This is a genomic window from Pseudoalteromonas sp. BSi20495, assembly GCF_000241185.1.
Lineage (GTDB): Bacteria > Pseudomonadota > Gammaproteobacteria > Enterobacterales > Alteromonadaceae > Pseudoalteromonas > Pseudoalteromonas fuliginea.
Window position 1 is genome coordinate 1 of the sequence record NZ_BADY01000034.1, and the last position, 24,929, is coordinate 24,929.

The following is a 24,929-nucleotide window of genomic DNA, read 5'->3' on the forward strand; positions in this document are numbered from 1 at the left end:
TTCGGGCGTCATTGGTGACGCTGATGGTGACTGACCATTGCGTTCTAGCTTTAATTGAGTAACCCATTTACTGACGGTTGATTTACCCACCCCCATAGCTTTTGCTGCGTCTTCTTGCGTATAACCTTGGTCTACTACAAGCTGAGCCGTTTCTAATTTAATTGCCGCTGAATATGTTGCGCGTTTTAATTTCGTCATTTTTTCACCCAAATTTGTATGCTTATTAGCATAACATTTCTTTCTTAATGGGTGGCCAAAATCACTGTACCACTACATATCGAGGTCAGCATTGCCCTATGTGTACGAAGCAATTAAATGCTTTGGCTAAAATGACTCAAGATTTTAAAGATATTGGTGTTGAAGTTGTTGCTGTAAGTGGTGATAGCCATGCTCAGTTGGAAGCGCACTTTGAAAAGCTAGACGTTAATTTTCCTCTTTATTATAATTTAACGCTTGAGCAAATGACTGAATTAGGTTTGTATATCAGTGAGCCAAGAAGTAACACTGAGACAGATCATCCGTTTGCAGAGCCTGCAATTATTGTCCTAAACGAGCAAAATCAAGTGCAAGTTTTAGATAAATCAAACAGCCCGTTTTCACGCCCTGATATGCAGCAGTTACTTTCAGGTATTCAATATACACGCGAAAATGATTACCCTATTAGAGGAACATTTTCTTAAGTTGTTATGCATAAATTTAGGCGTGTTTAATAGCGCGCTTAAATTTATATTTTATTTTTTAATAAATTTACTTGAAAACAATTTTACCGTCCATATATAGTTAAGTAGGACGCCTGATGGGTCCTAAATTAAACTTAAACAATTGAAATTTATATTATTAATTATACTTTGCTTGAGCTTGTTCAATAGAAAAGCACATGCAAAATATCGCTTAAATATGAGGATATTATTATGCGTACAGTAGATTTATCACCACTTTATCGTTCATTTATCGGCTTCGAACATTTAGCATCACTTATGGATGCGGCAGCAAGTACAGACAAGCAGCCAAGTTTTCCTCCTTATAACATTGAAGCGCTCGATAAAGACAAATATAGAATTACTATGGCCGTTGCTGGTTTTAGTGATAACGAGTTGACCATTGAGTCAGAAAACAATACGTTGAAAGTCGCCGGTACTAAGGCTAATAAAGATGAGAATAATGAACGTAAGTTTATTCATCAAGGTATAGCGGAGCGTAACTTTGAGCGTAAATTTCAGCTTGGCGATCATGTAAAAGTACTTGGTGCAGATTTAGCTAACGGCTTATTGAGCATAGAGCTTCAGCGTGAAATCCCAGAAGCACTTAAACCTCGTAAAATCCAGATAGGGCAAGGTCATTTAATCGAAGATAAATAAACCCTGTTTAACCTTAGTTTCCCTGATTGTTTAGCCGTCTCGCTTGAGACGGCTTTTTTATGCAATAGAGTTTTAAATAGTCTTGAATCTAGAGCGTTCTCTTAATCTTGGCTAATTAACCTGAACTCTGGATAATAAATCTATCTCAAGCAGCTATTTTCAGCGCTAACTACGTTGAATTTACTGGCAATAGGCTAGCTATTGACGCGTAAATTCGCCTTGTTTTCACTGAAAATCGTTGGCTAGAGAAAATAAATTTAAATATCACGATTATTCAATACGTTAGTAAATCTCTTGGCCAGAGTTCAGGTTAATTAAGTGCTTTTGTGTTTTTTTCAGCAGAGCAATTTTATCAATCGCTTCTTGAAGCTGCTCTTGCTTCATTCCTTGTTTACGCCCTTTAGCAAGTAAGTTTTCTAGCGTTGCTACTTTGCTATTAACAGCACTTACAAAGCTACTTTCTAGTGCGCGCCGCTTCTCTTGTTGAAATTGTTCGTAGGCTTTATGGTCGTCTAAATCCCCCTTGTATTGAACACTGCTTAGTTTACTTTTATTTAGCGGGGGTAAGTAATTTGGTTCGGTAATTGCCAGTTGAGCATACTCATTCAAGGTACTTTTTTTAATATTTGAAGAATGTACATCTTCAATTTTTTTTACGGTGTGTACTGTTTGCTTTATTGTAGGACGCTCATCTGTTGGTTGTTTAGTCGCTAGTGCCATTTTTTTCTGCTCGGTGGAGCCAGATAAGTAGTATATGAGGGTGATGCCTAAAGACATTATAATGAGTGCCGAGAGCTTTATTTTCATAACTTAATCTCATTTTGTGTGTGCCACGCAGCCCACTTTTGCTGGTATTGCTGATGCGCATTTTGTAACGCCACAGACTTAATCGCTTGATAGCGAACTGTTTGGCCCGTTGCTGCAAAATATTTATATTCATAGTCACTAGTTAACACCACAACCCATAATCCCGTTGGCGAACGAATGACTTCAGAAAGCTCATTCTCATTTTGAGTAAATGCAAGTTGTACTACCCACTCTTTTTTATGCTCTCGATTGATATTATTATTAAATTTACTATAAATATCATTCATATTAGCCGCTTTTAAAGCAACTTTGAAAGTACTCTTTGCCACTTCACTTTTAAATTTAACCGCGTCATTTCTGTTTTTAAATTCAGCACCTTGGGCTGTTATTTGGTATAAATATTTGAAGCGACTTTTATTCTTTTGGTAATACTGATTTATTTGTTGTTCGGAAACTTGTTTTTCTAATTGTTCGAGTATCGGGCTTTGTCCATGCATCATGTCTTTTACGCCAAGCCAGCTTTGAATCGAAGGGCGCAAGATGTCACCTTGAGCAATGCTTATTAAATTATCAATGTTGATATCTTTTGCTTTAAACGCGTTGGTCGCTTTTTCTAAATTTATAAAATATTGATGCTTTTTAGCTATTTCTGTATGAAATAACTGGTTATCGCCTTGATGCAATCTAAACCGTATTTGCATAGAAAGTGGTTTAATGAAGTCATAAACAGACATTGCAGGAAACGCAAAATTTTCAAGTTTTACTAAATTTAATGTGTTTTTTTGCGTTTCAGAATATTGTCCATTCGCAGGATATTCACCTAATGTGTTTGTAAGCCAGCTGGCCGTAAAATGTTTAACATTATTAGAAGCTTCGATGCTCGGTGGTAAATGTAGTTGATTTATAAAAAGGTTATTTAGGTAGCGCTCTACATGGTAACCGGTGGTAAAACCGACATCAGACAAACGCGCTACCTTGTTGGGCATTAGGCGTTTTGCTTCACTTAGTAAAAATTGGTTCTCGTATAAACGATAACGTGTTTGCGAAAGACTAATGTCACTATTTTGCTGTTGATATATTTGATGCATCAACTGTATTTCAGCGGGTGTGTACTTTTCAACACTCGTAAATGCTTGGCTGCTGTAAAGCAGCCCAAACATTACTACACATAGGTAGACTAAATACCTCATTAGCGGGCAACCATGGCATGATTTAATAAATGTACAACCATTGCAATAGCATGAGGGATAACTTGTTTTGCGGTATCAACACGGTCGTAATGATCTTCCGAATTAAGCACAATACCGCCTTGAGCGTACGAAAAAGAGCCGCCTTGGGTTAGCAATGGACGTACATCCGTTGAGGCTTTATCTAACGGTGAAAAGGTATTTATTGCTTGACGTATTAAGCTAGGATCATTGAGTTGTTCTTGATCATAATAATCTTTTATCCAGCCTTCCCAGCTAGAGTGATTTAAATCTGAAGTTGTCCATGTGTGATGCGGCTGAAGTAAATCAGTTGTATGAAATACAAAGCCCAGTACCTGTGGATTACCACTGTCTAAATAGCTTTGAAACCAGTATTGGCCTAAGTTATCGATTGGTTGAAAAGGGATTTTTTCAAAATCATTATACATACTATAGTTTGATTGACTATCAATTCGGTAATGCGCTTCGGTAATGTCATAACTATTATATTTTGAAGAGTCAGCATTAAACCAGCCCGTTTCTCTTCCCTTTCCATCATCTAAATAGTCTCTTTTTAACCAAGCCGCAGCTAAGCTATCAATGGTGCCCCATACAGTGAGTTTGTCGTAGTTATAGCCGCCAAAATCATTACCATGCTGATCAGCGCCTTGCGCATGGTTTTGAAAGTGCCAATAGCTAGTATATTTTACAATGCTTTCAGCCGCGCCCCAAAGAGGAGCTTGGACACAAGAGCCGGTAATGGCACCACATAAAAAAGTATCTTCAAAATCATCAACATCATAGGCTGCTTGCCCTAGTAGCTCAGCCAGTTGTGAGACTGACATTTTATTTTGTAAAGCATATTGCGACAGTGCTGCATATTGCGTTGATTGTGGGTTTTGCTCCATATAACTTACAGCGTCAATAACAATCCGCTTATGGGTTTCTTGGCTAAATGCGTGTGCTTGGTTGATACTTGTAAGTAATATAATTGCCGACGTTAATATTTTTTCATTTTTATCTCATTGCTGTATTTAAAAATTAACGCTATTAAAAGATAGCGCTATTACATTACAATGACAGAAGAATTAAACATTTAATTAACAAGTTTACCTGTTTTATATATCACAAACTTTCTAAATCAATTAAATGCGCAGCAGCTTGTTTTAATAGCACTGTTTTTTGCTCTTCGGTTTGTCGGTCCCAGTTTTTATAAACCATGCCTATACGCGGGTTTTTCTCTAATTTACTGCGGTGGGTGTGCATAAAGTTCCAGTACAGACTATTAAGGGGGCATGCTTTTTCTCCCACTTTTTGTTTAACATCGTATTGGCAACGCTTGCAATAATCGCTCATTTTATTAATATAGTTTCCGCTTGCTGCGTAGGGTTTTGTAGCAATAATGCCATCATCGGCAAATTGGCTCATTCCTCGAGTATTAGGCATTTCTACCCACTCGATTGCATCTATATAGACACCTAAATACCAATTATCTACGTCATCAGGATTAATTCCCGTGAGCATACAAAAGTTTCCAATAACCATTAAGCGCTGAATATGATGCGCGTATGAGGTTTCTAAACTTTGTGTAAGTGCGTGGCTTAAACAATTCATTTTAGTAGAGCCAGTCCAAAAATAGGATGGCATTTTATTATTGGCTTGTAGTTGATTTTTAGTTGCGTAGTCGGGCATGTTAACCCAATAGATGGCGCGTACGTATTCTCTCCAACCCAGTATTTGCCTTATAAAACCTTCGACTTGTGAAATGGATATTTCGCTGGGTCTTTGTTTATATTCAGTAATTACGCGTTTAATTACATAAAGCGGGTGTAGTATTTTTGTATTTAAAGCAAACGATAAACGGCTATGGTAAAGGCTAGTATTATGGTTACTCTGGTCAGTCATAGCATCTTGAAATTTGCCAAAATTAACGAGCAAATATTCACAAAAGTAATCAAGGCTACTAATTGCTTGCTTTCGCGTTGTTGGCCAAGTGAGTTGATTATCTATACTGCCAAAATAAGCGACTTTATGTTTGTTTAAGCGAGATATAATTGACTTTACATCATTAGTAAATAGCTTTGGAGAGGGGATGTCGTGTATGTCGTTCTTAGAAAATTTATTTCTGTTGTTACTATCAAAATTCCATTTACCTCCTTCAGGCTTACCGGAGTCCATTAAAATATCAAACTGCTTGCGCATATCGCGATAAAAATGCTCCATCGTTACATGTTTATTTTTTACAAAGCGTTTTTTAATTTGTGAAAAGGGGAACAAAAAATGTTCGCTATCCACAGCCCTCACACTTAGCATATGCGTTTTTTTAAATTGTTCTAATTGCGAGTGAAGTCTAAATTCATCAGGGTATTGATACTCTATTGCCGAGCACTGATATTGTTTTGCAATACGGTTAAGCAAATCGGGTAAATTGTTGTCGTTACAAGTCTCATCTAAGGTTAAATGCAATACATTAAAACCAGCCTGGCTTAACGCTGAAGCAAAGTTTTCCATAGCATGGAAAAAAGCACATAATTTTTGGATATGGTGTTTAACATAATGAGTTTCTTGTGCAAGTTCAGCAATAATATAAAGGGTTTCATTATCTTTTTGTTTAAACCAAGAATGCGATGGGTTTAGTTGGTCGCCCAAAATAAGCCTGAGTGTTTTATAGTGTTTCATACTTAGAACCAAATATGTTTAGTACGCCAAAGTGTCGTAAAACGATCTTTTAAAGGTGTTGTAGTACCGCTTAATTATGCGTGGAGTTTTACAATAGCTGGTGTTTTTAATGCTCGATGAGCTAATTCTAAAAAGGTATTGAGCTTTGCTGGTTTTATAAGGGGCTGTTTTTTACTACTTAATGAAGCTTAACCGGCTCATTATAAACTTGAGTGTTGTTATGCTTAGCTTATATGTATTTCAATACCTACTTATATATAAGCGCATTTGTTATAAAAGAATGAGCAATAAATACAGGTTCTAATTGGTATTATTTTTTGTTTTGCTTATTCGTTGTTGAAGTGAAATAACGTTACTTATATTGAAAAGTGAACTGTTAGTGCAGTTTTCAAAAAAGGTTAGAAATTCTTGCCATGCGGTTTGGCTTTGTAAGCAAAAATGCTGACCAAGATGAGCTTCTAAAGTAGCGTAAAAAATATCACACAATATTTTAATATCAGTTTGCTGAATATTACGTTTATTTAGGTGTTCTAAATAATGTGTTAAAAAAGGAGTGACAGAAGATGGATTATCTAAATGTTTAATTATGCGCTCTAGCACGCAGTAAAACGTATAACTTTTTTCGTTGAATTGATTTGCAGTTGGGTAATTCATTACAATACCTGATTCTGCTAATTTACGATGAAAGCGTGCTGTAAAAGCATGGAAATTCGGCTTAACAATCTGTAGGCTTTTTAATAATACTGATTGGTTTGTGTTCATTAAATGCCTCTTTGCATTAAGTGTGATTGTGATTGTTATTGCTTTCGTTGCTTTTATTATAGCTAGAGAAGTTGAAACCGCACGGGTTTATTGGCTTAAATAGAAGGTTTAATTAATAAGTTACTGATTTTATTTATTTTGTTTTTGTTAATGAGATTGATTATCTATTCATTGGGATGGCTGTTTAATATTTACTTCAATGCTACGATTGGGGTTGTTGATCTTTGAGGATTAAATCTGTTTTACCTAAGGACAGCGTATGTTTGGCATTTATGCTGTGCTATCGCTTATTTGTGAGGAATAACCACACATGATCGACACAGCCTTGTGTAGAAGCTAAACGGGTGCTTTAAATTTAGGCTCGCAAGATAATGAGGCCCTAAAGGTTATTACAACAAATGTTAATTTGTAATACATTAAATTAACAACTTGACGAATTGCAAATTTTATAAACTTATTAGTTATTATGGTTGCTAATTATCCCGCACATCCTTATAATAGCCGCCATTGTTTAGTGTGTTGTATAACCGCTAACAGCGATATTAAATTAAGATTTAATATCTATTGGCGCGGGATGGAGCAGTCTGGTAGCTCGTCGGGCTCATAACCCGAAGGTCGTCGGTTCAAATCCGGCTCCCGCAACCAATTCTACTAATAAGTGTAAGCTTATTAATTTATATCGCGCATTCTAAGTAATGCGCGTTTTGCGTTTAGGCTAATGCAGTTTAATTTGGTCAGTTACTGACTCGCAACCAAGCTCGGCCCTCGGCCACACAGTTTTATGCTTTATTGGTGTGACGCCCCGCTTGGTTCGGGGCGTTGTTGTATCTGCACCTTTCGATTTATGGCTTTTGTCATCAAATCAAAACTTAAACTCAGTATTTTAGGGCTATAAGCCCTTTTTTTGTTTGTATGGAGGATTTTCGTGACAAAACTTGAACAAGATTTAGTAACCATGTTATCGCCAGCGGTAGAAATGTTAGGCTTTGAATTACATGGTCTTGAGTTTGTACAAGCGGGTCGCCATTCTACCTTAAGAGTGTATATTGCTCATGAGGATGGGATCTCAGTTGATAACTGTGCGGATGCAAGTCGCCAAATTAGTGCGATTTTAGACGTCGAAGACCCAATTACAAATGAATATGATTTGGAAGTATCGTCTCCTGGTGTTGATCGTCTATTATTCAAACAAGATCATTACGAGCAGGCGCAAGGAGAGGAAGTACGCGTGCGTACTAAACTTCCACAGGATGGTCGCCGTAATTTTAAGGGCGACTTAGTAGCAGTTAGCAGCGATATGATCACACTATCTAGTGATGGTGCAGAGCATCTAATCATGCTTAGTAACATCGAACGTGCGAATTTAATCGCTAAGTTTTAAATTCGAGTGCGAAGGAATAGGGCAAGCGAGGCATTACCCATGGCAAAAGAGATATTATTGGTTGCTGAAGCCGTTTCCAATGAGAAAGCGGTTCCAAAAGAAAAGATTTTTGAAGCTTTAGAGTTCGCATTAGCGACAGCGACAAAGAAAAAGCATGATGGCGAAATTGAAGTACGTGTAGCAATTGACCGTAAGACCGGCGATTACGATACGTTCCGTCGTTGGCAGATTGCAGCAGTATTAGAAGATGGTTCTTTAGAGAACCCATACAGCGAAATTACGTTAGAAGCTGCGCAGGTTGAAGAACCTGATTTGCAGATGGGCGATTACGTTGAAGAGCAAATAGATTCAATTAAATTTGACCGTATAACTACGCAAATGGCTAAGCAAGTAATCGTACAAAAAGTACGTGAAGCTGAGCGTGCTTTAGTAGTCGATGCATACAAAGATCAAGTTGGTGAGTTAGTAACCGGTGTTGTTAAAAAAGCAACACGTGATTCTATCGTTCTTGATTTAGGCAATAACGCTGAAGCTGTTATCTACCGTGATGATATGCTTCCACGTGAAAACTTCCGCCCGGGTGACCGTATCCGTGGTCTTTTATACGAAGTTAAGCCCGAAGCTCGCGGCGCACAATTATTTGTAACGCGTTCTAAGCCTGAAATGCTAATGGAGCTATTCCGCATTGAGGTGCCAGAAATTGGCGAAGAAATGATTGAGTTACGTGCAGCTGCGCGTGATCCAGGTTCTCGCGCTAAAATTGCAGTTAAATCTAACGACAAACGCATTGACCCAATTGGTGCATGTGTTGGTATGCGTGGCGCACGTGTTCAGGCTGTATCGTCAGAACTTGGCGGCGAGCGTGTTGATATCGTTCTTTATGACGATAATCCAGCGCAGTTTGTTATTAATGCAATGTCACCTGCAGAAGTTGCTTCAATCGTAATGGATGAAGACACTCACTCAATGGATATTGCAGTTGATGCAGATAACCTAGCGCAAGCGATTGGTCGTAATGGTCAAAATGTTCGTTTAGCAAGCCAACTAACAGGTTGGGAACTAAACGTAATGACTGTTGAAGACATGCGTACTAAAAATGAAGCTGAATCAGATAAGTTGCTTAACTTATTCACTGAAAATTTAGAAATTGATGATGAGTTTGCCTCATTACTTATAAATGAAGGTTTCTCGACACTTGAAGAAGTGGCGTACGTACCAGCATCTGAATTTTTAGAAATTGATGGTTTAGACGAAGAAACAGTTGATCTGCTGCGCTCACGTGCAAAAGATGCATTAACAACTAAAGCACTTAAAACGGAAGAAAGCTTAGAAGGCGCAGAGCCTGCTGAAGACTTACTTGCGCTTGAAGGCTTAGAGCGTCACTTAGCATTTGTTATGGCAAGCAAGGGTGTTGTTACACTTGAAGACTTGGCAGAGCAAGGTATTGACGAATTAGTTGATATTACAGAACTTTCATCTGAAAAAGCGGGTGAACTAATTATGGCTGCACGAAACATTTGTTGGTTTGCAGACGAGTAATTTATTAACGGAGGTATTACACACTATGGCAGAAGTAAATGTTGAAAAACTAGCCGGCGATATAGGTACAACTGTTGATAAATTGCTACAGCAGTTTTCACAAGCAGGTATCACTAAGCAAGCAACTGATAATGTAACAGAAGCTGAAAAAGCAACGTTACTTGATCATTTAAGCAAGCATCATGGCGGTACAGGTTCAGATGGTCCAGCGCGTATGACTTTACAACGTAAGAGCAAAAGTACATTAAGTGTGACTGGCTCTACGGGTAAAGCTAAAGCTGTTCAAGTTGAAGTTCGCAAAACACGTACGTACGTGAAAAAAAGCGCAATGGAACAAGAACAAGAGCAAGCACGCCTAGCCGCTGAAGAAAAAGTACGTCTTGAAGAGCAGCAAAAAGCTGAGCAAGAAGCCGCAGAATTAAAAGCGAAACAAGAGGCAGAGCGCAAAGCGAAAGAAGACGCTGACCGTAAAGCCAAAGAAGAAGCTAAACGCAAAGCAGATGCAGAGCGTAAAGCGAAACAAAAGCAGATGACCCCAGAGCAAAGTGCTAAGTCTGAGAAAGATCGCATAGAAGCTGAGCGTCTGCAAAAAGAAGCAGAAGAGGCCGCATTGAAGAAAGCTGAAGAAGAAGCGAAACGTCAAGCAGAAGAAGCAAGAAAGCTAGCTGAAGAAAACTCGGCACGCTGGAAGAAAGAAGAAGAAGAGCGTAAGAAACGCGAAGAAACAGCGGATCACCATCTTACGACTTCTACTTACGCACGTGAAGCAGAAGATGTTGCCGATGCTCGTGATGAGCAAGGTACACGCCGTGCTAAGAAAAGAAAAAAGCGCCAGCAAAAGATAAATTTGCAGCGTCAAGAGGCCGTAACAAGTCTAAGTTAAAAGCACCAGCATCGCTGCAGCATGGTTTCCAAAAACCAACTGTTGATGTTAAAAATGAAGTGCGTATTAGCGAAACAATTACAGTAGCTGAGCTTGCATCACGCATGGCTGTTAAAGGCGCTGAAGTTGTAAAAACAATGATGAAAATGGGTGACATGGTTACCATTAACCAAGTGATTGACCAAGAAGCTGCACAATTAGTTGCAGAAGAAATGGGTCACAAGGTTATCATTGTTAAAGAAAACGAATTAGAGCAAACAGTACTTAATGACCGCCATGAAGATGGTAAGTCAGAGCCACGTGCTCCAGTAGTAACTGTTATGGGTCACGTTGACCACGGTAAAACATCGACTCTTGATTATATTCGCTCTGCAAAAGTTGCTTCAGGCGAAGCCGGTGGTATTACACAGCATATTGGTGCATACCATGTTGATGTAAACGGCAATATGATCACGTTCCTAGATACACCAGGACATGCTGCATTTACATCAATGCGTGCTCGTGGTGCTAAAGCGACAGATATCGTAATCCTAGTGGTTGCAGCAGATGATGGCGTTATGCCACAGACTAAAGAAGCGGTACAGCACGCACGTGCAGCTGGCGTTCCTTTAATCATTGCTGTAAACAAAATGGATAAAGAAGGCGCAGATCCAGATCGCGTTAAAAACGAACTAGCTGTACTTGACGTTATTCCAGAAGAGTGGGGCGGCGATACGCAGTATGTTCATATCTCAGCTAAAACTGGTTTAGGTATTGACGACCTTCTTGAAGCTGTGCTTATGCAATCTGAGCTTTTAGAATTAACTGCACCTACTGAAGGTATGGCTGCAGGTGTTGTTATTGAATCTCGTCTTGATAAAGGCCGTGGTCCAGTAGCATCAGTACTTGTTCAATCTGGTACGCTTAACCAAGGTGATATTGTATTATGTGGTCTTGAGTATGGCCGTGTTCGTGCAATGCGCGATGAAAACGGTAAAGACATTAAATCTGCTGGTCCATCTATTCCAGTTGAGATTTTAGGTCTTTCTGGTATTCCAGCTGCGGGCGACGAAGCGACTGTTGTTAAAGATGAGCGTAAAGCGCGTGAAGTTGCTTTATACCGTCAAGGTAAGTTCCGCGATGTTAAGCTAGCACGTCAGCAAAAAGCTAAGCTTGAAAACATGTTTACTAACATGACTGAAGGCGATGTTTCTGAAGTTAACGTGGTACTTAAAGCAGACGTTCAAGGTTCTATCGAGGCAATCTCTGATTCACTAACTAAGCTTTCTACTGATGAAGTAAAAGTGAAGATTGTTGGTTCAGGTGTTGGTGGTATTACTGAGACTGATGCAACCCTAGCTGCAGCGTCTAACGCAATTGTAGTTGGCTTTAACGTTCGTGCTGATGCTTCTGCTCGTAAAGTGATTGATACTGAAAACTTAGACCTTCGTTATTACAGCGTAATTTATGCCTTAATCGAAGAAGTTAAGCAAGCCATGTCAGGTATGCTAGCGCCAGAGTTTAAACAAGAAATCATTGGTCTTGCTCAAGTTCGTGACGTATTTAAGTCTCCAAAAATTGGCGCAATTGCTGGTTGTATGGTTACTGAAGGTGTTATCAAACGTAGCGCTCCAATCCGTGTACTACGTGAAAACGTGGTTATCTATGAAGGTGAGCTTGAGTCACTTCGTCGCTTTAAAGACGATGTTGCTGATGTTCGTAACGGCATGGAATGTGGTATCGGCGTTAAGAACTACAATGACGTACGTGTTGGTGACCAAATCGAAGTATTTGAAACAGTTGAAGTACAACGTACTCTATAATTGTTACTAGGGTGTATTGAACGCTTAAGGTTAACGCCCGGGCGTTCTACACGCTCTACGCTAAGATTTTAAATGGGGGCTTAGCCCCCATTTGCATATCCATTATTTAGTTAACTTATTATTTAATTTCAATAAGTTATTATTTTAGGACAAGTATAATGAGAGAATTTTCTCGCACTGATCGTGTTGCACAGCAAATCCAAAAAGAAATTGCTGTAATTTTACAACGCGAAATTAAAGATCCACGCTTAGGTATGGTGACAGTGTCAGCGGTAGAAGTATCGCGCGATTTATCTTATGCCAAAATTTTCATTACTGTGTTTAACACACAAGATGAAGATGCAGCAAAGCAAAGCGCAAAAGTACTAAATGAAGCAACGGGTTATATTCGCTCGTTACTTGGTAAGCGTATTCGTGCACGTATAATGCCTGAGTTAAAGTTTGTTGTTGATAACTCATTAATGGAAGGTATGCGTATTTCTAATTTAGTGGATTCTATTATCCGCGAAGATAACGCAAAGCATGTTGATGAAGACGTAGAAAGTGTTGATGCTGATGAAGTTTTAGATAGCGAAGAAAGTACTGAGCACGTAGACGATACAGATAGCGAAGAAGGCACTGATACAGATGGCAAAGCGCAGTAAAGGCCGTGCAGTTGACGGTATTTTGTTGTTAAACAAACCGCAAGGCATTTCATCAAATAAAGCTCTGCAGCAAGCAAAAGGTGTTTATTTTGCGCAAAAAGCTGGGCACACAGGTGCTTTAGATCCACTTGCTACAGGTATGCTGCCAATTTGTTTTGGTGAAGCGACTAAGTTTACGCAGTTTTTACTCGATACAGATAAAACCTATATCGTTCGTGCACAACTGGGTGAGCGTACAACAACATCAGATTCTGATGGCGAAATTGTTAGCACTAAAGATGTGAACGTAACGCGTGAACAGCTAACAAAAGAAATTGCTGCTTTTGTTGGTGAGTCTGATCAATATCCGTCAATGTACTCGGCACTTAAGTATCAAGGTAGACCGTTATATAAGTACGCTCGCGAAGGTATTGAAGTACCTCGCAAATGCAGAAAAATAAACGTGTTTAGCTTATCGTTTGACGAATTTGATGAACAAAACAACGTATTACAAATGACGGCTCATGTATCTAAAGGGACGTACATTCGTACAATCGTTGACGATTTAGGCGAAAACCTAGGCTGCGGTGCACACGTTATTATGCTCCACAGAACCGCTGTTGGTCAGTATCCGGCAGATAAAATGGTATCGCTTGATGAAATTGAAGCATTACTTGCTAAAGCGAAAGAAGAAGAGCTTGCGCCTTCGACTTATTTAGACTCGTTGTTATTACCTATAGACACTGCTTTAACTGACTTACCCGTTGTTGAAATCACAAAAGAACAAGGGGGAATTTTTAGTCACGGGCAAGCTGTAGAATTACCAATCGCTTTACCTGATGGTGCAATTAAAGTTGTTGCGGATAATATATTTATTGGTACTGGTGAGCGCAACTCAAATGGACATTTAAAGGTTAAACGTGGTCTTGCTAGCCAGCAAGATGATTACGTAAAGCCGGAATAAGCAACTAATGTGCCCAGTAGTGGCTTATTAGTTGTAGATGGGGATAATTAACTTGTAGTTATTCCCACAGTTGGTAGAATACGCCCGCTTAATCGTTTTGGCTGAATTAGTGATCGGCTAAGACACCTTTTAAATTTAATTTTTGGAGTTACTATGTCACTAAGCAATCAAGAAAAAATCGATATCATTGCTAAATTTGCACGTGCAGAAGGCGATACAGGTTCATCAGAAGTACAAGTAGCATTACTTACTTATGATATCAACAAGCTTCAAGGTCACTTTGCTGATCACAAGCATGACTTCCACTCACGTCGTGGTCTGCTTCGTAAAGTAAGCACTCGCCGTAAACTACTTGATTACCTTAAAGGTAAAGATATCACTAGTTATACTGCACTAATCAAAGAACTTGGCCTACGTCGCTAAGAACTAGATTATAGAAAAAGGAGCTTTTTAGCTCCTTTTTTTGTGCCTGAAATTTGTGTTTTTAAATTAAGAAAATTCTTAAACCTATTGAATTGCAATATAAAACCCCCATTTCATAGCTTACCAAGAGCTATTGTATTTAACCGCTAAATAAGCCCAGCTGAAATCGAGTAGTTAGATTGAACAAATTTCAATCCGCAAAGAACAACACACCCTAGACTCGCATTTTGAAGTAGCTTTGGTATATACTATGCGCGTAGATAAAAAGGTTTATCTACGCTTATCCACATCATTGCCAATTGTAGTACTTAATTGATTTCCAACTGAATACAATTATGTACTGTAATTGGTACTTTGATGACAACTTATTAGAATACATTTAAGGAATATTTTAAGTGCAAGCAATTATTAAAGAATTTCAACTAGGTCAACACACAGTGACACTAGAAACTGGTGCAATCGCTCGTCAAGCCGACGGCGCAGTACTAGTAAGCATTGGCGACACTTCAGTTTTAGTAACTGTTGTTGGTAAGCGTGAAGCACAACCAGGTCAAGACTTTTTCCCATTAACGGTAAACTACCAAGAGCGTATGTACGCTGCTGGTCGTATCCCAGGTGGTTTCTTAAAGCGTGAAGGTCGTCCTAACGATGGCGAAACACTTATTGCACGTCTTATTGACCGTCCAATTCGTCCACTTTTCCCAAGCGGTTTTGTAAACGAAGTACAAGTTATTGCAACTGTTGTTTCTGTTAACCCTGAAATCCAACCAGATATGGTTGCGATGATTGGTACTTCAGCAGCACTTGCTATCTCTGGTATCCCGTTCAGTGGCCCAATTGGTGCAGCTCGCGTTGGTTACATCAACGGCGAATATGTACTTAACCCTACATTAAAAGAGCTTGAAGAAAGCCAACTTGATTTAGTGGTAGCCGGTACTGATAAAGCGGTACTTATGGTTGAATCAGAAGCTAACGTACTTGCTGAAGACGTAATGCTTGGTGCTGTTGTATATGGTCATGAGCAATCTCAAGCGATCATCACTGCAATCGAAGAATTTAAAGCGCAAGCAGGCAAGCCTACTTGGGATTGGACTGCACCTGAGAAAAATGTTGCACTTGAAGATAAAGTAGCAACTATCGCTGCTGATAAGGTAGGCGCAGCTTACTTAATCACTGATAAAGTAGCGCGTAAAGAAGCACTTGGCGAAGCGAAGGATGAAGTTGTTGCAGTATTAACAGCTGAACTTGCTGAAGGCGAGTCTTTAGACAAGCAAGAAATTGGCAAAATCTTCGGTTCACTTGAGAAGAAAATCGTTCGTGGCCGTATCGCTGCTGGCGAAAAACGTATCGATGGTCGTGAACCAGATATGATTCGTGCACTAGACGTAATGACTGGCGTATTACCGCGTACTCACGGTTCTGCTATCTTTACTCGTGGCGAAACTCAGGCGTTAGTAACAGCGACACTTGGTACAGAACGTGATTCACAGTTAATCGACGATTTAACGGGTACTCATAAAAACCACTTTATGCTTAACTATAACTTCCCTCCATTTTGTGTAGGTGAAACTGGTTTTGTTGGTTCTCCTAAGCGTCGTGAAATCGGCCATGGTAACCTTGCTAAGCGTGGTATTTCAGCTGTAATGCCTACACTAACTGAGTTCCCTTACTCAATTCGTGTAGTATCTGAAATTACTGAATCAAACGGTTCTTCTTCAATGGCGTCTGTTTGTGGTACTTCTCTAGCACTTATGAACGCGGGTGTACCAATTAAAGCATCTGTTGCCGGTATTGCGATGGGTCTAGTTAAAGAAGACGATAAATTCGTTGTTCTTTCTGACATTTTAGGTGATGAAGATCACTTAGGTGACATGGACTTTAAAGTTGCCGGTACTGCTGCGGGTATTACTGCACTTCAAATGGATATCAAAATCGAAGGTATCACTCAAGAAATCATGCAAATTGCGCTTAAACAAGCAAAAGCTGCACGTTTACATATCTTAGAAGTGATGGATGAAGCGATTTCTGCTCCTTCTGAAGAGCTATCAATGTTTGCTCCTCGCATATACACAATGAAAATCCCACAGAAGAAAATCGCTGAAGTTATTGGTAAAGGTGGCGCAACTATTCGTCAGCTTACTGAAGAAACTGGCACAACGATTGAAATCGGTGACGACGGTACAATTAAAATTGCCGCTACTGATGGCGAAAGTGCAGCTAATGCGATTAGCCGTATTGAGCAATTAACAGCTGAACTTGAAGTAGGTACTATCTACGAAGGTAAAGTTGTACGTATCGTAGACTTCGGTGCGTTTGTAAACATTCTTCCTGGTAAAGATGGTCTAGTACATATTTCTCAAATTAGTACTGAGCGCGTTAATAACGTGGCTGATCACCTTTCTGAAGGTCAAGAAGTTAAAGTTAAAGTACTAGAAGTAGATCGCCAAGGCCGTGTACGTCTAAGTATTAAAGAAGCAATGGAATCAGCAGCACCTGCAGCTGACGCGCCAACTGACGCGTAATTGCTAATACTTCATCCAGATATTTACTGGATAATATAAAAGAGGGGCTGTTTAGCCCCTTTTTTTATGCTTTAATGAGGCTAATTAAATTTAAACAAAGATTATTCAAGGAAGCTAAATTACTCATAAATAGTGTTCAAATTTAAAAGTGACAAACTCACAACATAATTTTACCTAATTACTGAGCAGTTTACCTAGAGCAATAATAGTTCATCAATTGCTATGAACCTATTGAGACATCGTCTGTCATATTGCTACCTATCTTGGTATTAAGGATTTTAATGATACTCAAACATTTAGCTTTGGCATCTTTCGCTATTTTGTCTTTAAGCGCTTGCCAAACTACAACAGAATCAGAACCAACCCCGATTGTTAATGTGCCATTTACTGCACCTTTAGCCTCTGACTTTAGAAGTGAAATTGCTATTGCACGCTACTCAGAGTTATTGAATAGAGCAGATTTAAGCCCTGATCAACAAGCGAAGTTATATTATGACCGTGGTGTGTTATTTGATAGCTTAGGCATGACTACGCTTTCGCGTATTGATTTTAACCGCGCTGTAAAACTTAAGCCTGATTTAGCTGAAGTATATAATTTTTTGGGTATTCAACATACGTTAATGCAACAATATGAAAAAGCTTATGAATTTTTCGATTCGGCCCTTGAGCTTGATGAAGATCACGAATACGCCTATTTAAATCGAGGTATTGCACTTTATTATGGTGATAGGTCTGGTATTGCTAAAACCGATTTTAGTGCATTTTTAGCTCGCTCTCCAAATGACCCTTATCGTGTATTATGGGTTTATTTAGCAGATGCTAAGGTAAATAAGGAGCAAGCTCTTGTTGAACTTAAAACGAATGCAACAGCACTTGACGATTCACAATGGGCGTTTCAACTAATTTCGCTTTTTGCAGGTGATATGAGCGAGCATGCTTTTTTATCTGGCATTAGTGAGGGTGTTAAGTCGGAACAAGAATATGCTCAGCGTTTATGTGAAGCTTATTTTTACTTAGCTAAATTGCATCAGGCTGCTGGTGATAAATACTTAGCCGCTGATTATTTTAGATTAGCTCTAGCAACTAATGTACATGAGTTTATTGAGTATAAATATGCACGTTTAGAACTTGAGTTAATGGCTGGTGACGACGCAAGTTAAGGCATTAAAATTGGCATGTGTATTACTGTGTAGCCTTTTAATAACAGGCTCAGGTAATCACCTTGACGCGATTGGCTTTTGGCATGTTTTGAACACAAAGGCCAGTGTGTTAAAAGTCTATAGACGCTTCCCTAATTATTTTGCGGTTCATTTACCGCAACTACCAGATACCTCCCTTGCTATATTGGCTAGAAATCACATTCCCTCTGCACAATATGCTTATTCAATAAGACTTTTAAATAATAACGACAGTGATGCGGCTAAACAATTTTGGTTGGCAGGTATAAATAAATTAAATGCAATTGAGCGTAAAGAGTTAGCTGTTCAGTTATTAGCTCAATCACGTTGGGATGATTTAAAGCTTTTAGCCGATATAAAGCAGTTACCAGAAGGGGATGTTTTTAATCACCTCAGGTTGCATTTATCTATAGCGGAAAATAATATACCGCGTGAATTTATACAAAATTTGGGCTTTTCTTTTTTAGAGGATATTGATGAGCCTAAAAAGCACTGTATGTTTAATGTAATTGTAATGAGCGATCACCGAAATGGTTTATATAAATTAGGTGACTTTATAACTACATACAATCGGCAGCCAGAGCCACGCGAAAATATATTTTGTTTTTCAAAGCCCGTTTATGTTGCGACTGCGCTCAATTGTAAAAGTAATATCAATAATGCTGCGCAATGTGATTGGCAGGCCTCTAGATTTAAAAATGAGCTTCTTAGCAATTATGATTTTTTAGTAATGATGCCAAAGCATGGCACTGCAAATGTCAGTAAAGGCAAAATGCTTATTAACTCACAGGCAAACTACAGTATATTTTTACACGAACTTATGCACTTTAACCGTTTTGAGGATGAGTATACTTTGCCTATATCAAAACAAGCATGGTTGTGCGCACAAAGTGGGTTTGTAGCACCAAATTTATATATTACACATGGTGAACCTGCACCAGAAGGTTGGCATAAAAGTGAAAGTTGTCAACAAGGAGGTATTGCTTATAAGCCAAGTGAAAAGTGGTCTATTATGCAGTATCAACAATTAGGGCTCTCAACGCAATACAGGGAACTTTGGTTGAAGTATTTAGATATGACTAAGGGGGACTTCTACCGTCACTCAGATGAGCTTACGTCTATAAATAAGGCTATATTAAATTAACAATCGTCAGCAATGCTATATTGATTTTTTTAGCTTGAAAAAATTGTTAGTTTTTGTTTTGAAAACATTCATATAACCCCGCTTTATATAGACAAAATTAGTGTTTTTCAGTATAACTATAACTATTAATGTCGTTAAAAAACAGGCAGTAAAAGCATCACTTAATCCTAAAAGAGTGACGCCCTGATAAACTTATGATTATAAAAGGCCCTACATTATGACTTTGCTCTGGATACCCTTGTTATCCTTAATTGGCAGTGTTATTTCTGCATGCACAGGTAAGTTATCCCGCAATTTAAGCACTAGTTTAACGGCTCTCGCGCCTTTGACGGCTTTGGGGATTACTCTATACCATGCACCTGCAGTTTTAGCGGGCGAAACCATTCGTTATTCATTAGCTTGGATCCCGTCAATAGGACTCGATTTATCTCTGCGGTTAGATGGCCTCAGTTTATTGTTTATGTTTATGATTTTAGGCATAGGCTTGCTCGTTATCCTCTACACGCGTTACTACCTAAGCGCTAACGATTCAATGGCCAAGTTATATAGTTACTTAATGCTATTTATGACTGCAATGCTTGGTATTGTTATGTCTAACAACGTCATTCAACTGTGGTTGTTTTGGGAATTAACCAGCATCAGCTCATTTTTATTAATTAGCTTTTGGTGGCATAAGTCCGAAGCACGCAAGGGCGCGCGCATGGCGCTTGCTGTGACTGGTGCTGGCGGTTTAGCATTACTTGCTGGCTTAATGTTATTGAGTGATATTGTTGGTAGTTATGACTTAGATGTTATTCTAGCGAGTAAAGCAATAATTCAATCTCACGATTTATACGAAGTAGCATTGGTATTGGTGCTATTGGGTGCATTTACTAAATCGGCACAATTTCCATTTCATTTTTGGCTTCCTCATGCAATGGCTGCACCTACGCCAGTGAGCGCGTATTTACATTCTGCAACTATGGTAAAAGCCGGTATATTTTTGTTAGCACGTTTTCACCCTGCTTTAGCCGGCACCGATACGTGGTTCTTGCTCGTTGGGTTAACGGGTTTAGCTACGCTGTTGTTTGGTGCTTATATAGCATTATTCAAACATGACTTAAAAGGCTTGTTAGCCTATTCAACAATAAGCCATTTGGGTTTAATAACGCTGTTACTCGGGCTTGATACTGAGCTTGCAACTGTTGCGGCAATATTCCACATCATTAACCATGCCACGTTTAAAGCGTCGTTATTTATGGCCGTTGGTATTATTGATCACGAAACAGGCACGCGCGATATGCGTAAATTAAATGGTATGTGGCGATACTTACCATACACTGCAACGCTTGCGATGGTCGCGGCGGCTGCAATGGCGGGTGTACCATTACTTAATGGGTTTTTATCTAAAGAAATGTTTTTTGCAGAAACGCTGCATCAGCAAGTACTTGGTTCTATGTCGTGGCTAATACCAGTACTGGCAACTGTTGCAGGCGCATTTGCGGTTGCGTATTCCGCACGCTTTATTCACGATGTGTTTTTTAACGGTGATCCAATTAATTTACCACGAATACCTCATGAACCACCACGTTATATGCGTGTACCAATAGAGATACTCGTTGTCATTTGTTTATTAGTAGGGATGTTTCCGCACTTTGCAATTGATGGCATCTTATCTGCGGCATCCTTAGCTGTATTAGGGCAAAAGATGCCACATTACGAATTAGCTATTTGGCATGGATTTAACTTACCTTTACTTATGAGTGCAATGGCTGTTGTTGGCGGCTTATTTATTTATGTTAATCGTAAATATCTATTTCAATTTCAAGCATCGTTACCACCTCTAAACGCTAAAAAAACGTTTGAACGTGTAATATTAAGCGTTATTGCTTGGTGTCAGTCAAAGGTAAGCAGTACAGAAAATGGATCGCTGCAGCGCTACCTTGTAATTATGTTAGCGGTAGTATTACTGTGTGCGGGTTGGCCATTATTTGAAATGCAACAACTTGCCGGTAGCATGCCACTTACGCCTGTTGATGTGCACAATGCAATTGGTGCAGGCTTATTGATTATTGGTGCTCTTGCCACCGTTATTTGGCATCGCTCTCGAATGGTATCGTTGTTAATGCTCTCAATTGTGGGGTTAATGGTGTCGGTTGTATTTACACGTTTTTCTGCTCCAGATTTAGCGCTTACGCAGCTAACCGTTGAAGTGGTTACTATTATTTTACTTATGCTGGCATTGTTTTTCTTGCCCCAACATACGCCAAAAGAATCAAGTTCATTACGTGTACTTCGAGATTTAGCAATAGCCTCTACGTTAGGTGTAGTTATAGCAAGTATTTGTTACGCGTTACTCACACGCCCATTAGATTCAATCTCAGACTTCTTTATTGCTAACGCTAAAATTGGTGGCGGTGGTACTAACGTAGTTAACGTTATTTTGGTCGACTTTAGGGGCTTTGATACGCTTGGAGAAATTACCGTATTAGGCATTGCCGCATTAGGTATATTTAAAGTACTTTCTCGAATTCCATTATTTATGCCTGCAAGTGACAGCGAAGGCCGCCCATGGGCTAAAGAACGTCATCCAATATTATTGGCGAGTATTTCACAAAGTTTATTACCGCTTGCGTTGTTGGTGTCGGCGTATATTTTCTTACGAGGGCATAACTTACCTGGTGGTGGCTTTATTGCTGGATTAGTAACGTCAATCGCGTTTATTTTACAATATATGGCGCATGGTACGGCATGGATAAACGAACGTTTTGATGTTAATTATCGTAAAATCATAGCTTCAGGCATTGGTATTTCACTGTTTACAGGTGTGGGTAGCTGGTTCTTTGATAAGCCATTTTTAACAACTTGGTTTGACTACTTTGATATTCCGTTTGTCGGTAAAACAGAGCTTGCCAGCGCGATTGCATTTGACCTAGGTGTTTACTTAACGGTTGTAGGCGCTACGCTAATGATTTTAGCAAGCTTAGGTAATATGACGGCAGATACCCAGAAAAAAGAGGTAAATATTTAATGGAATTATTGTACGCATCTTGCGTTGGAGTATTGGTCAGTTGCGGTGTGTTTTTACTGCTAAGAGCTCGTACGTTCCCTGTAGTACTTGGGCTTACTATGATTTCATATGCTGTTAACTTATTTTTGTTTTCAGCAGGTCGTCTTACTATTAATAAAGCGGTAGTACTTGGTACTGGCACAGAATACGCCGTTCCTCTACCTCAAGCTTTAGTGCTTACAGCTATTGTTATTGGTTTTGCGATGACCGCATTCGTGGTTATTTTGGCAATACGTGGACGCGCCGATTTAGGTAGCGACCATGTTGATGGTTATGTGCCTAATACCTCAGCAGATAACAAGGAGCAAAAATGATCCAACATTTAGCTTCGCTCCCTATTTTATTACCTATGCTTACGGCCGTTATTTTATTACTGCCACCATGTGGTAAAAGCGTTAAAATACGCCGCTTAGTTTCAATTGTAATGGCAATAGCTACTTTTGCCATTAGTGTATTTTTACTTGTACATATTAATAATACGGGTATTAACGTTTACGCTATTGGTAATTGGTCTGCACCATTTGGAATCGTCTTAGTAGCCGATATGTTGTCTACCTTATTGGTTACGTTAACTTCACTTTTAGGTTTGGGCGCTATTTTATATGGTAGTGCTGGCGATGATGAAAAAGGCAGTTTTTATCACCCACTTGTTCACTTTTTAATATTGGGTGTAAATGGCGCGTTTTTAACTGGCGATTTATTTAACCTATTTGTATTTTTTGAAGTATTACTGATTGCATCATATGCATTGTTAATGCACGCAGGTGATAAACAAAACACCCGTGCTGCGCTGCAATATGTAATATTAAATTTAGTTGGCTCAAGCGTATTTTTAATCGGTTTGGGTATTTTGTACGGTGTACTTGGTACGCTCAATATTGCAGATATGGCGCAAAAGGTATCACAGCTTTCGGGCGATGATGTATACCTAGCAAAAGCAGGTGGTTTATTATTACTCATTGTATTTGCTTTAAAGGGCGCACTATTACCTCTGCATTTATGGCTTCCAAATACGTATGCAAGTGCTAAACCTGTGGTTGCTGCATTGTTTGCGATTATGACCAAAGTAGGCGTTTACGCCATGCTTAGAGTTTACACTGTGATATTTGGCGAACAAGCCGGAGCGCTTGAACATATGGCGCAGCCTTGGCTTTGGGGCTTAGCAATTGCCACCATTATAGTGGGTGCCATTGGTGTTATGGCAGCGCAAGATTTACGTAAACTAACGGCTAACTTAGTATTAGTATCGGTAGGTACGTTGGTTGCGCTAATTGCATTGCAAAATGTAAATGCCACTGCTGCACTTTTATATTATTTAGTGCATTCAACACTTGTTAGTGCCGCTCTATTTTTACTAGCAGACTTAGTTTCAATCCAGCGCGGTAAAGTTGGCGATAGGCTTGTGGCGGGTCGCTCTGTTAAACAGCCATTTTTATTAGGTGTGTGCTTTATTATTGCGGCTTTAACGGTAGTTGGTATGCCGCCACTATCAGGCTTTGTAGGTAAAATTTGGATACTTAAAGCCACATTAAACAGTGAGCAAGCTTTACTATTTTGGCCAGTATATTTAGTAACAAGTTTTGCGTTGTTAGTAGCGCTTTCGCGCGCTGGCACAACCTTGTTCTGGGAGCATAAAAGTAAAAATAGTGAAAATGCTGAGTGTGTAAATGCGAACCCATTGCAAGTAATTGTAATTATAGGTTTACTTGCGTGTTCACCATTATTAGTAATTTTTGGCGGGCCCATTAGTGAATATATGCTGGGTGCTGCTGTGCAGTTACATGACATAAGCGGCGGCATTAATGCTGTACTTAAAGGAGGCATGTGATGAGATTACAAGCCCGTTTTCGTTGGTTACCAACGCCATTTCGTAGCTTATTTTTGTTTATGGTTTGGCTATTGTTAAATAATAGCGTGTCGGTAGGGCACTTAGTATTAGCGACTATTTTTGCAATACTTATCCCGATATTAAGTTTTTCGCTTCGCGAGCCTCAGCCGCTAATTTTAAAGCCGGGCTTGGCTCTCAAGCAGTTGCTTATTGTGCTGTACGATATTGTTGTAGCAAATTTACAAGTGGCTTTACTTATACTTGGGCCATCTAAAAATTTGCGTCCGGCCTTTATAAAAGTACCGATAGATTTAACCCATGATATGCCAATTACTATATTGGCCAGTTGTGTATCGCTTACACCTGGTACTGTGAGTGCAGAGGTTTACCCAATTGCTGAATCGTTACTTGAGGGTGAAGAGCCAACGCAACGCTACTTATTAATACATGTGCTTGATCTTAAAGATGAACAAGCACTTATCAAACAAATAAAACAACGCTACGAAGCTCCACTAAAGGAGATATTTCAATGTTAGATACTGTATTACTCATTGTTTTTTCGATGATTGGCTTATCATTATTACTTAATTTATGGCGATTGATCATCGGTCCGTCAGTGCCTGACCGTGTTTTAGCGCTCGATACTATGTACATTAACGTCATCGCACTGATTATTTTATACAGTATTAGTATGGATACAGGGCTTTATTTTGAAGCTGCACTGCTTATTGCTATGCTCGGTTTTATAAGTACAGTTGCAGTGTGTAAGTATTTACTACGTGGCGATATAATTGAATAAG

At 39.2% G+C, this 24,929-nt stretch carries 20 protein-coding genes, 1 tRNA gene and 2 pseudogenes; 17 read left to right on the plus strand and 6 right to left on the minus strand.

The features are described from left to right. Nucleotides 1-198: transposase (locus P20495_RS20260; protein WP_033015266.1), on the minus strand; the 198-nt coding region annotated here is incomplete at its 3' end. A gap of 77 nt (nucleotides 199-275) precedes the next feature. Between P20495_RS20260 and P20495_RS15415 the strand changes: the two are divergent. Both P20495_RS15415 and P20495_RS15410 read left to right on the plus strand, forming a co-directional pair. Further along, nucleotides 276-680, plus strand: a pseudogene (locus tag P20495_RS15415) (redoxin domain-containing protein); the annotation flags it as partial. Nucleotides 681-911: 231 nt separating this feature from the next. Next, nucleotides 912-1,358 (plus strand): Hsp20 family protein, encoded by a 447-nt coding sequence (locus tag P20495_RS15410; RefSeq protein WP_007378511.1) that lies wholly within the window; start codon nucleotides 912-914, stop codon nucleotides 1,356-1,358. A 282-nt stretch (nucleotides 1,359-1,640) separates the two neighbouring features. Here the strand turns inward: P20495_RS15410 and P20495_RS15405 are convergent, their stop codons facing one another. The 5 genes from P20495_RS15405 to P20495_RS15385 all read right to left on the minus strand — a co-directional run bounded on the left by P20495_RS15405 (nucleotide 1,641) and on the right by P20495_RS15385 (nucleotide 6,793). Next, nucleotides 1,641-2,165 carry a hypothetical protein gene (locus P20495_RS15405; protein ID WP_242401462.1) on the minus strand — a complete coding sequence of 175 codons (525 nt, stop codon included), beginning with the start codon at nucleotides 2,163-2,165 and terminating at the stop codon, nucleotides 1,641-1,643. After that, entirely contained in the window at nucleotides 2,162-3,325 is a 1,164-nt protein-coding gene (locus tag P20495_RS15400) for a peptidyl-prolyl cis-trans isomerase (RefSeq protein ID WP_008134615.1), read from the minus strand. Before P20495_RS15400 ends, P20495_RS15405 begins: the two co-directional genes overlap by 4 nt. A 29-nt stretch (nucleotides 3,326-3,354) precedes the next feature. Then, nucleotides 3,355-4,260, minus strand: a complete 906-nt coding sequence (locus P20495_RS15395) for a hypothetical protein (protein ID WP_008134617.1) — start codon at nucleotides 4,258-4,260, stop codon at nucleotides 3,355-3,357. 217 nt (nucleotides 4,261-4,477) lie between these two features. Next, the gene (locus P20495_RS15390) at nucleotides 4,478-6,031 is read right to left on the minus strand and encodes a cryptochrome/photolyase family protein (protein WP_008134618.1); all 1,554 of its coding nucleotides are present in this window, start codon (nucleotides 6,029-6,031) and stop codon (nucleotides 4,478-4,480) included. Nucleotides 6,032-6,331: 300 nt separating this feature from the next. Continuing rightward, on the minus strand, nucleotides 6,332-6,793 hold the full coding sequence (locus tag P20495_RS15385; protein ID WP_007378506.1) for a globin: 462 nt from the start codon (nucleotides 6,791-6,793) through the stop codon (nucleotides 6,332-6,334). 568 nt (nucleotides 6,794-7,361) lie between these two features. On the opposite strand from P20495_RS15385, the gene P20495_RS15380 reads away from it, so the two are divergent. The 15 genes and pseudogenes from P20495_RS15380 (at nucleotide 7,362) to P20495_RS15310 (ending at nucleotide 24,928) form a co-directional block, all read left to right on the plus strand. After that, a tRNA-Met gene (locus tag P20495_RS15380) sits at nucleotides 7,362-7,438 on the plus strand. Nucleotides 7,439-7,718: 280 nt separating this feature from the next. Then, on the plus strand, nucleotides 7,719-8,174 hold the full coding sequence (rimP, locus tag P20495_RS15375) for a ribosome maturation factor RimP (RefSeq protein ID WP_007378505.1): 456 nt from the start codon (nucleotides 7,719-7,721) through the stop codon (nucleotides 8,172-8,174). Nucleotides 8,175-8,213: 39 nt separating this feature from the next. Then, the gene (nusA, locus tag P20495_RS15370; protein WP_007378504.1) at nucleotides 8,214-9,713 is read left to right on the plus strand and encodes a transcription termination factor NusA; all 1,500 of its coding nucleotides are present in this window, start codon (nucleotides 8,214-8,216) and stop codon (nucleotides 9,711-9,713) included. Between the two features lie 25 nt (nucleotides 9,714-9,738). Continuing rightward, nucleotides 9,739-12,398 (plus strand): annotated as a pseudogene (gene infB / locus P20495_RS15360) (translation initiation factor IF-2). Nucleotides 12,399-12,556: 158 nt separating this feature from the next. Continuing rightward, nucleotides 12,557-13,042, plus strand: a complete 486-nt coding sequence (gene rbfA, locus P20495_RS15355; protein WP_007378502.1) for a 30S ribosome-binding factor RbfA — start codon at nucleotides 12,557-12,559, stop codon at nucleotides 13,040-13,042. Continuing rightward, nucleotides 13,026-13,985 (plus strand): tRNA pseudouridine(55) synthase TruB, encoded by a 960-nt coding sequence (gene truB / locus P20495_RS15350; protein ID WP_008134623.1) that lies wholly within the window; start codon nucleotides 13,026-13,028, stop codon nucleotides 13,983-13,985. Before rbfA ends, truB begins: the two co-directional genes overlap by 17 nt. A gap of 153 nt (nucleotides 13,986-14,138) precedes the next feature. After that, nucleotides 14,139-14,408: a 30S ribosomal protein S15 gene (gene rpsO / locus P20495_RS15345; protein ID WP_002958490.1), complete on the plus strand. Its 270-nt coding sequence runs from the start codon at nucleotides 14,139-14,141 to the stop codon at nucleotides 14,406-14,408. 395 nt (nucleotides 14,409-14,803) lie between these two features. After that, the gene (pnp, locus tag P20495_RS15340) at nucleotides 14,804-16,930 is read left to right on the plus strand and encodes a polyribonucleotide nucleotidyltransferase (protein WP_008134625.1); all 2,127 of its coding nucleotides are present in this window, start codon (nucleotides 14,804-14,806) and stop codon (nucleotides 16,928-16,930) included. 281 nt (nucleotides 16,931-17,211) lie between these two features. Next, complete coding sequence (nlpI, locus tag P20495_RS15335) at nucleotides 17,212-18,090, plus strand: lipoprotein NlpI (protein WP_007378499.1); 879 nt, start codon at nucleotides 17,212-17,214, stop codon at nucleotides 18,088-18,090. Nucleotides 18,091-18,100: 10 nt separating this feature from the next. Continuing rightward, nucleotides 18,101-19,252: a hypothetical protein gene (locus P20495_RS15330; protein ID WP_008134627.1), complete on the plus strand. Its 1,152-nt coding sequence runs from the start codon at nucleotides 18,101-18,103 to the stop codon at nucleotides 19,250-19,252. 217 nt (nucleotides 19,253-19,469) lie between these two features. Beyond that, nucleotides 19,470-22,262 (plus strand): monovalent cation/H+ antiporter subunit A, encoded by a 2,793-nt coding sequence (locus P20495_RS15325; RefSeq protein WP_007378497.1) that lies wholly within the window; start codon nucleotides 19,470-19,472, stop codon nucleotides 22,260-22,262. Then, on the plus strand, nucleotides 22,262-22,615 hold the full coding sequence (locus tag P20495_RS20265; protein ID WP_033015239.1) for a Na+/H+ antiporter subunit C: 354 nt from the start codon (nucleotides 22,262-22,264) through the stop codon (nucleotides 22,613-22,615). The genes P20495_RS15325 and P20495_RS20265 overlap by 1 nt, the downstream gene beginning before the upstream one ends. Continuing rightward, a complete protein-coding gene (locus P20495_RS15320; RefSeq protein ID WP_008134630.1) occupies nucleotides 22,612-24,129 on the plus strand; it encodes a monovalent cation/H+ antiporter subunit D in 1,518 nt (505 codons plus the stop codon). The genes P20495_RS20265 and P20495_RS15320 overlap by 4 nt, the downstream gene beginning before the upstream one ends. Continuing rightward, entirely contained in the window at nucleotides 24,129-24,665 is a 537-nt protein-coding gene (locus P20495_RS15315) for a Na+/H+ antiporter subunit E (protein ID WP_008134633.1), read from the plus strand. Before P20495_RS15320 ends, P20495_RS15315 begins: the two co-directional genes overlap by 1 nt. After that, nucleotides 24,659-24,928 carry a K+/H+ antiporter subunit F gene (locus tag P20495_RS15310; RefSeq protein ID WP_007378493.1) on the plus strand — a complete coding sequence of 90 codons (270 nt, stop codon included), beginning with the start codon at nucleotides 24,659-24,661 and terminating at the stop codon, nucleotides 24,926-24,928. Before P20495_RS15315 ends, P20495_RS15310 begins: the two co-directional genes overlap by 7 nt. Nucleotide 24,929 lies beyond the last annotated feature (1 nt).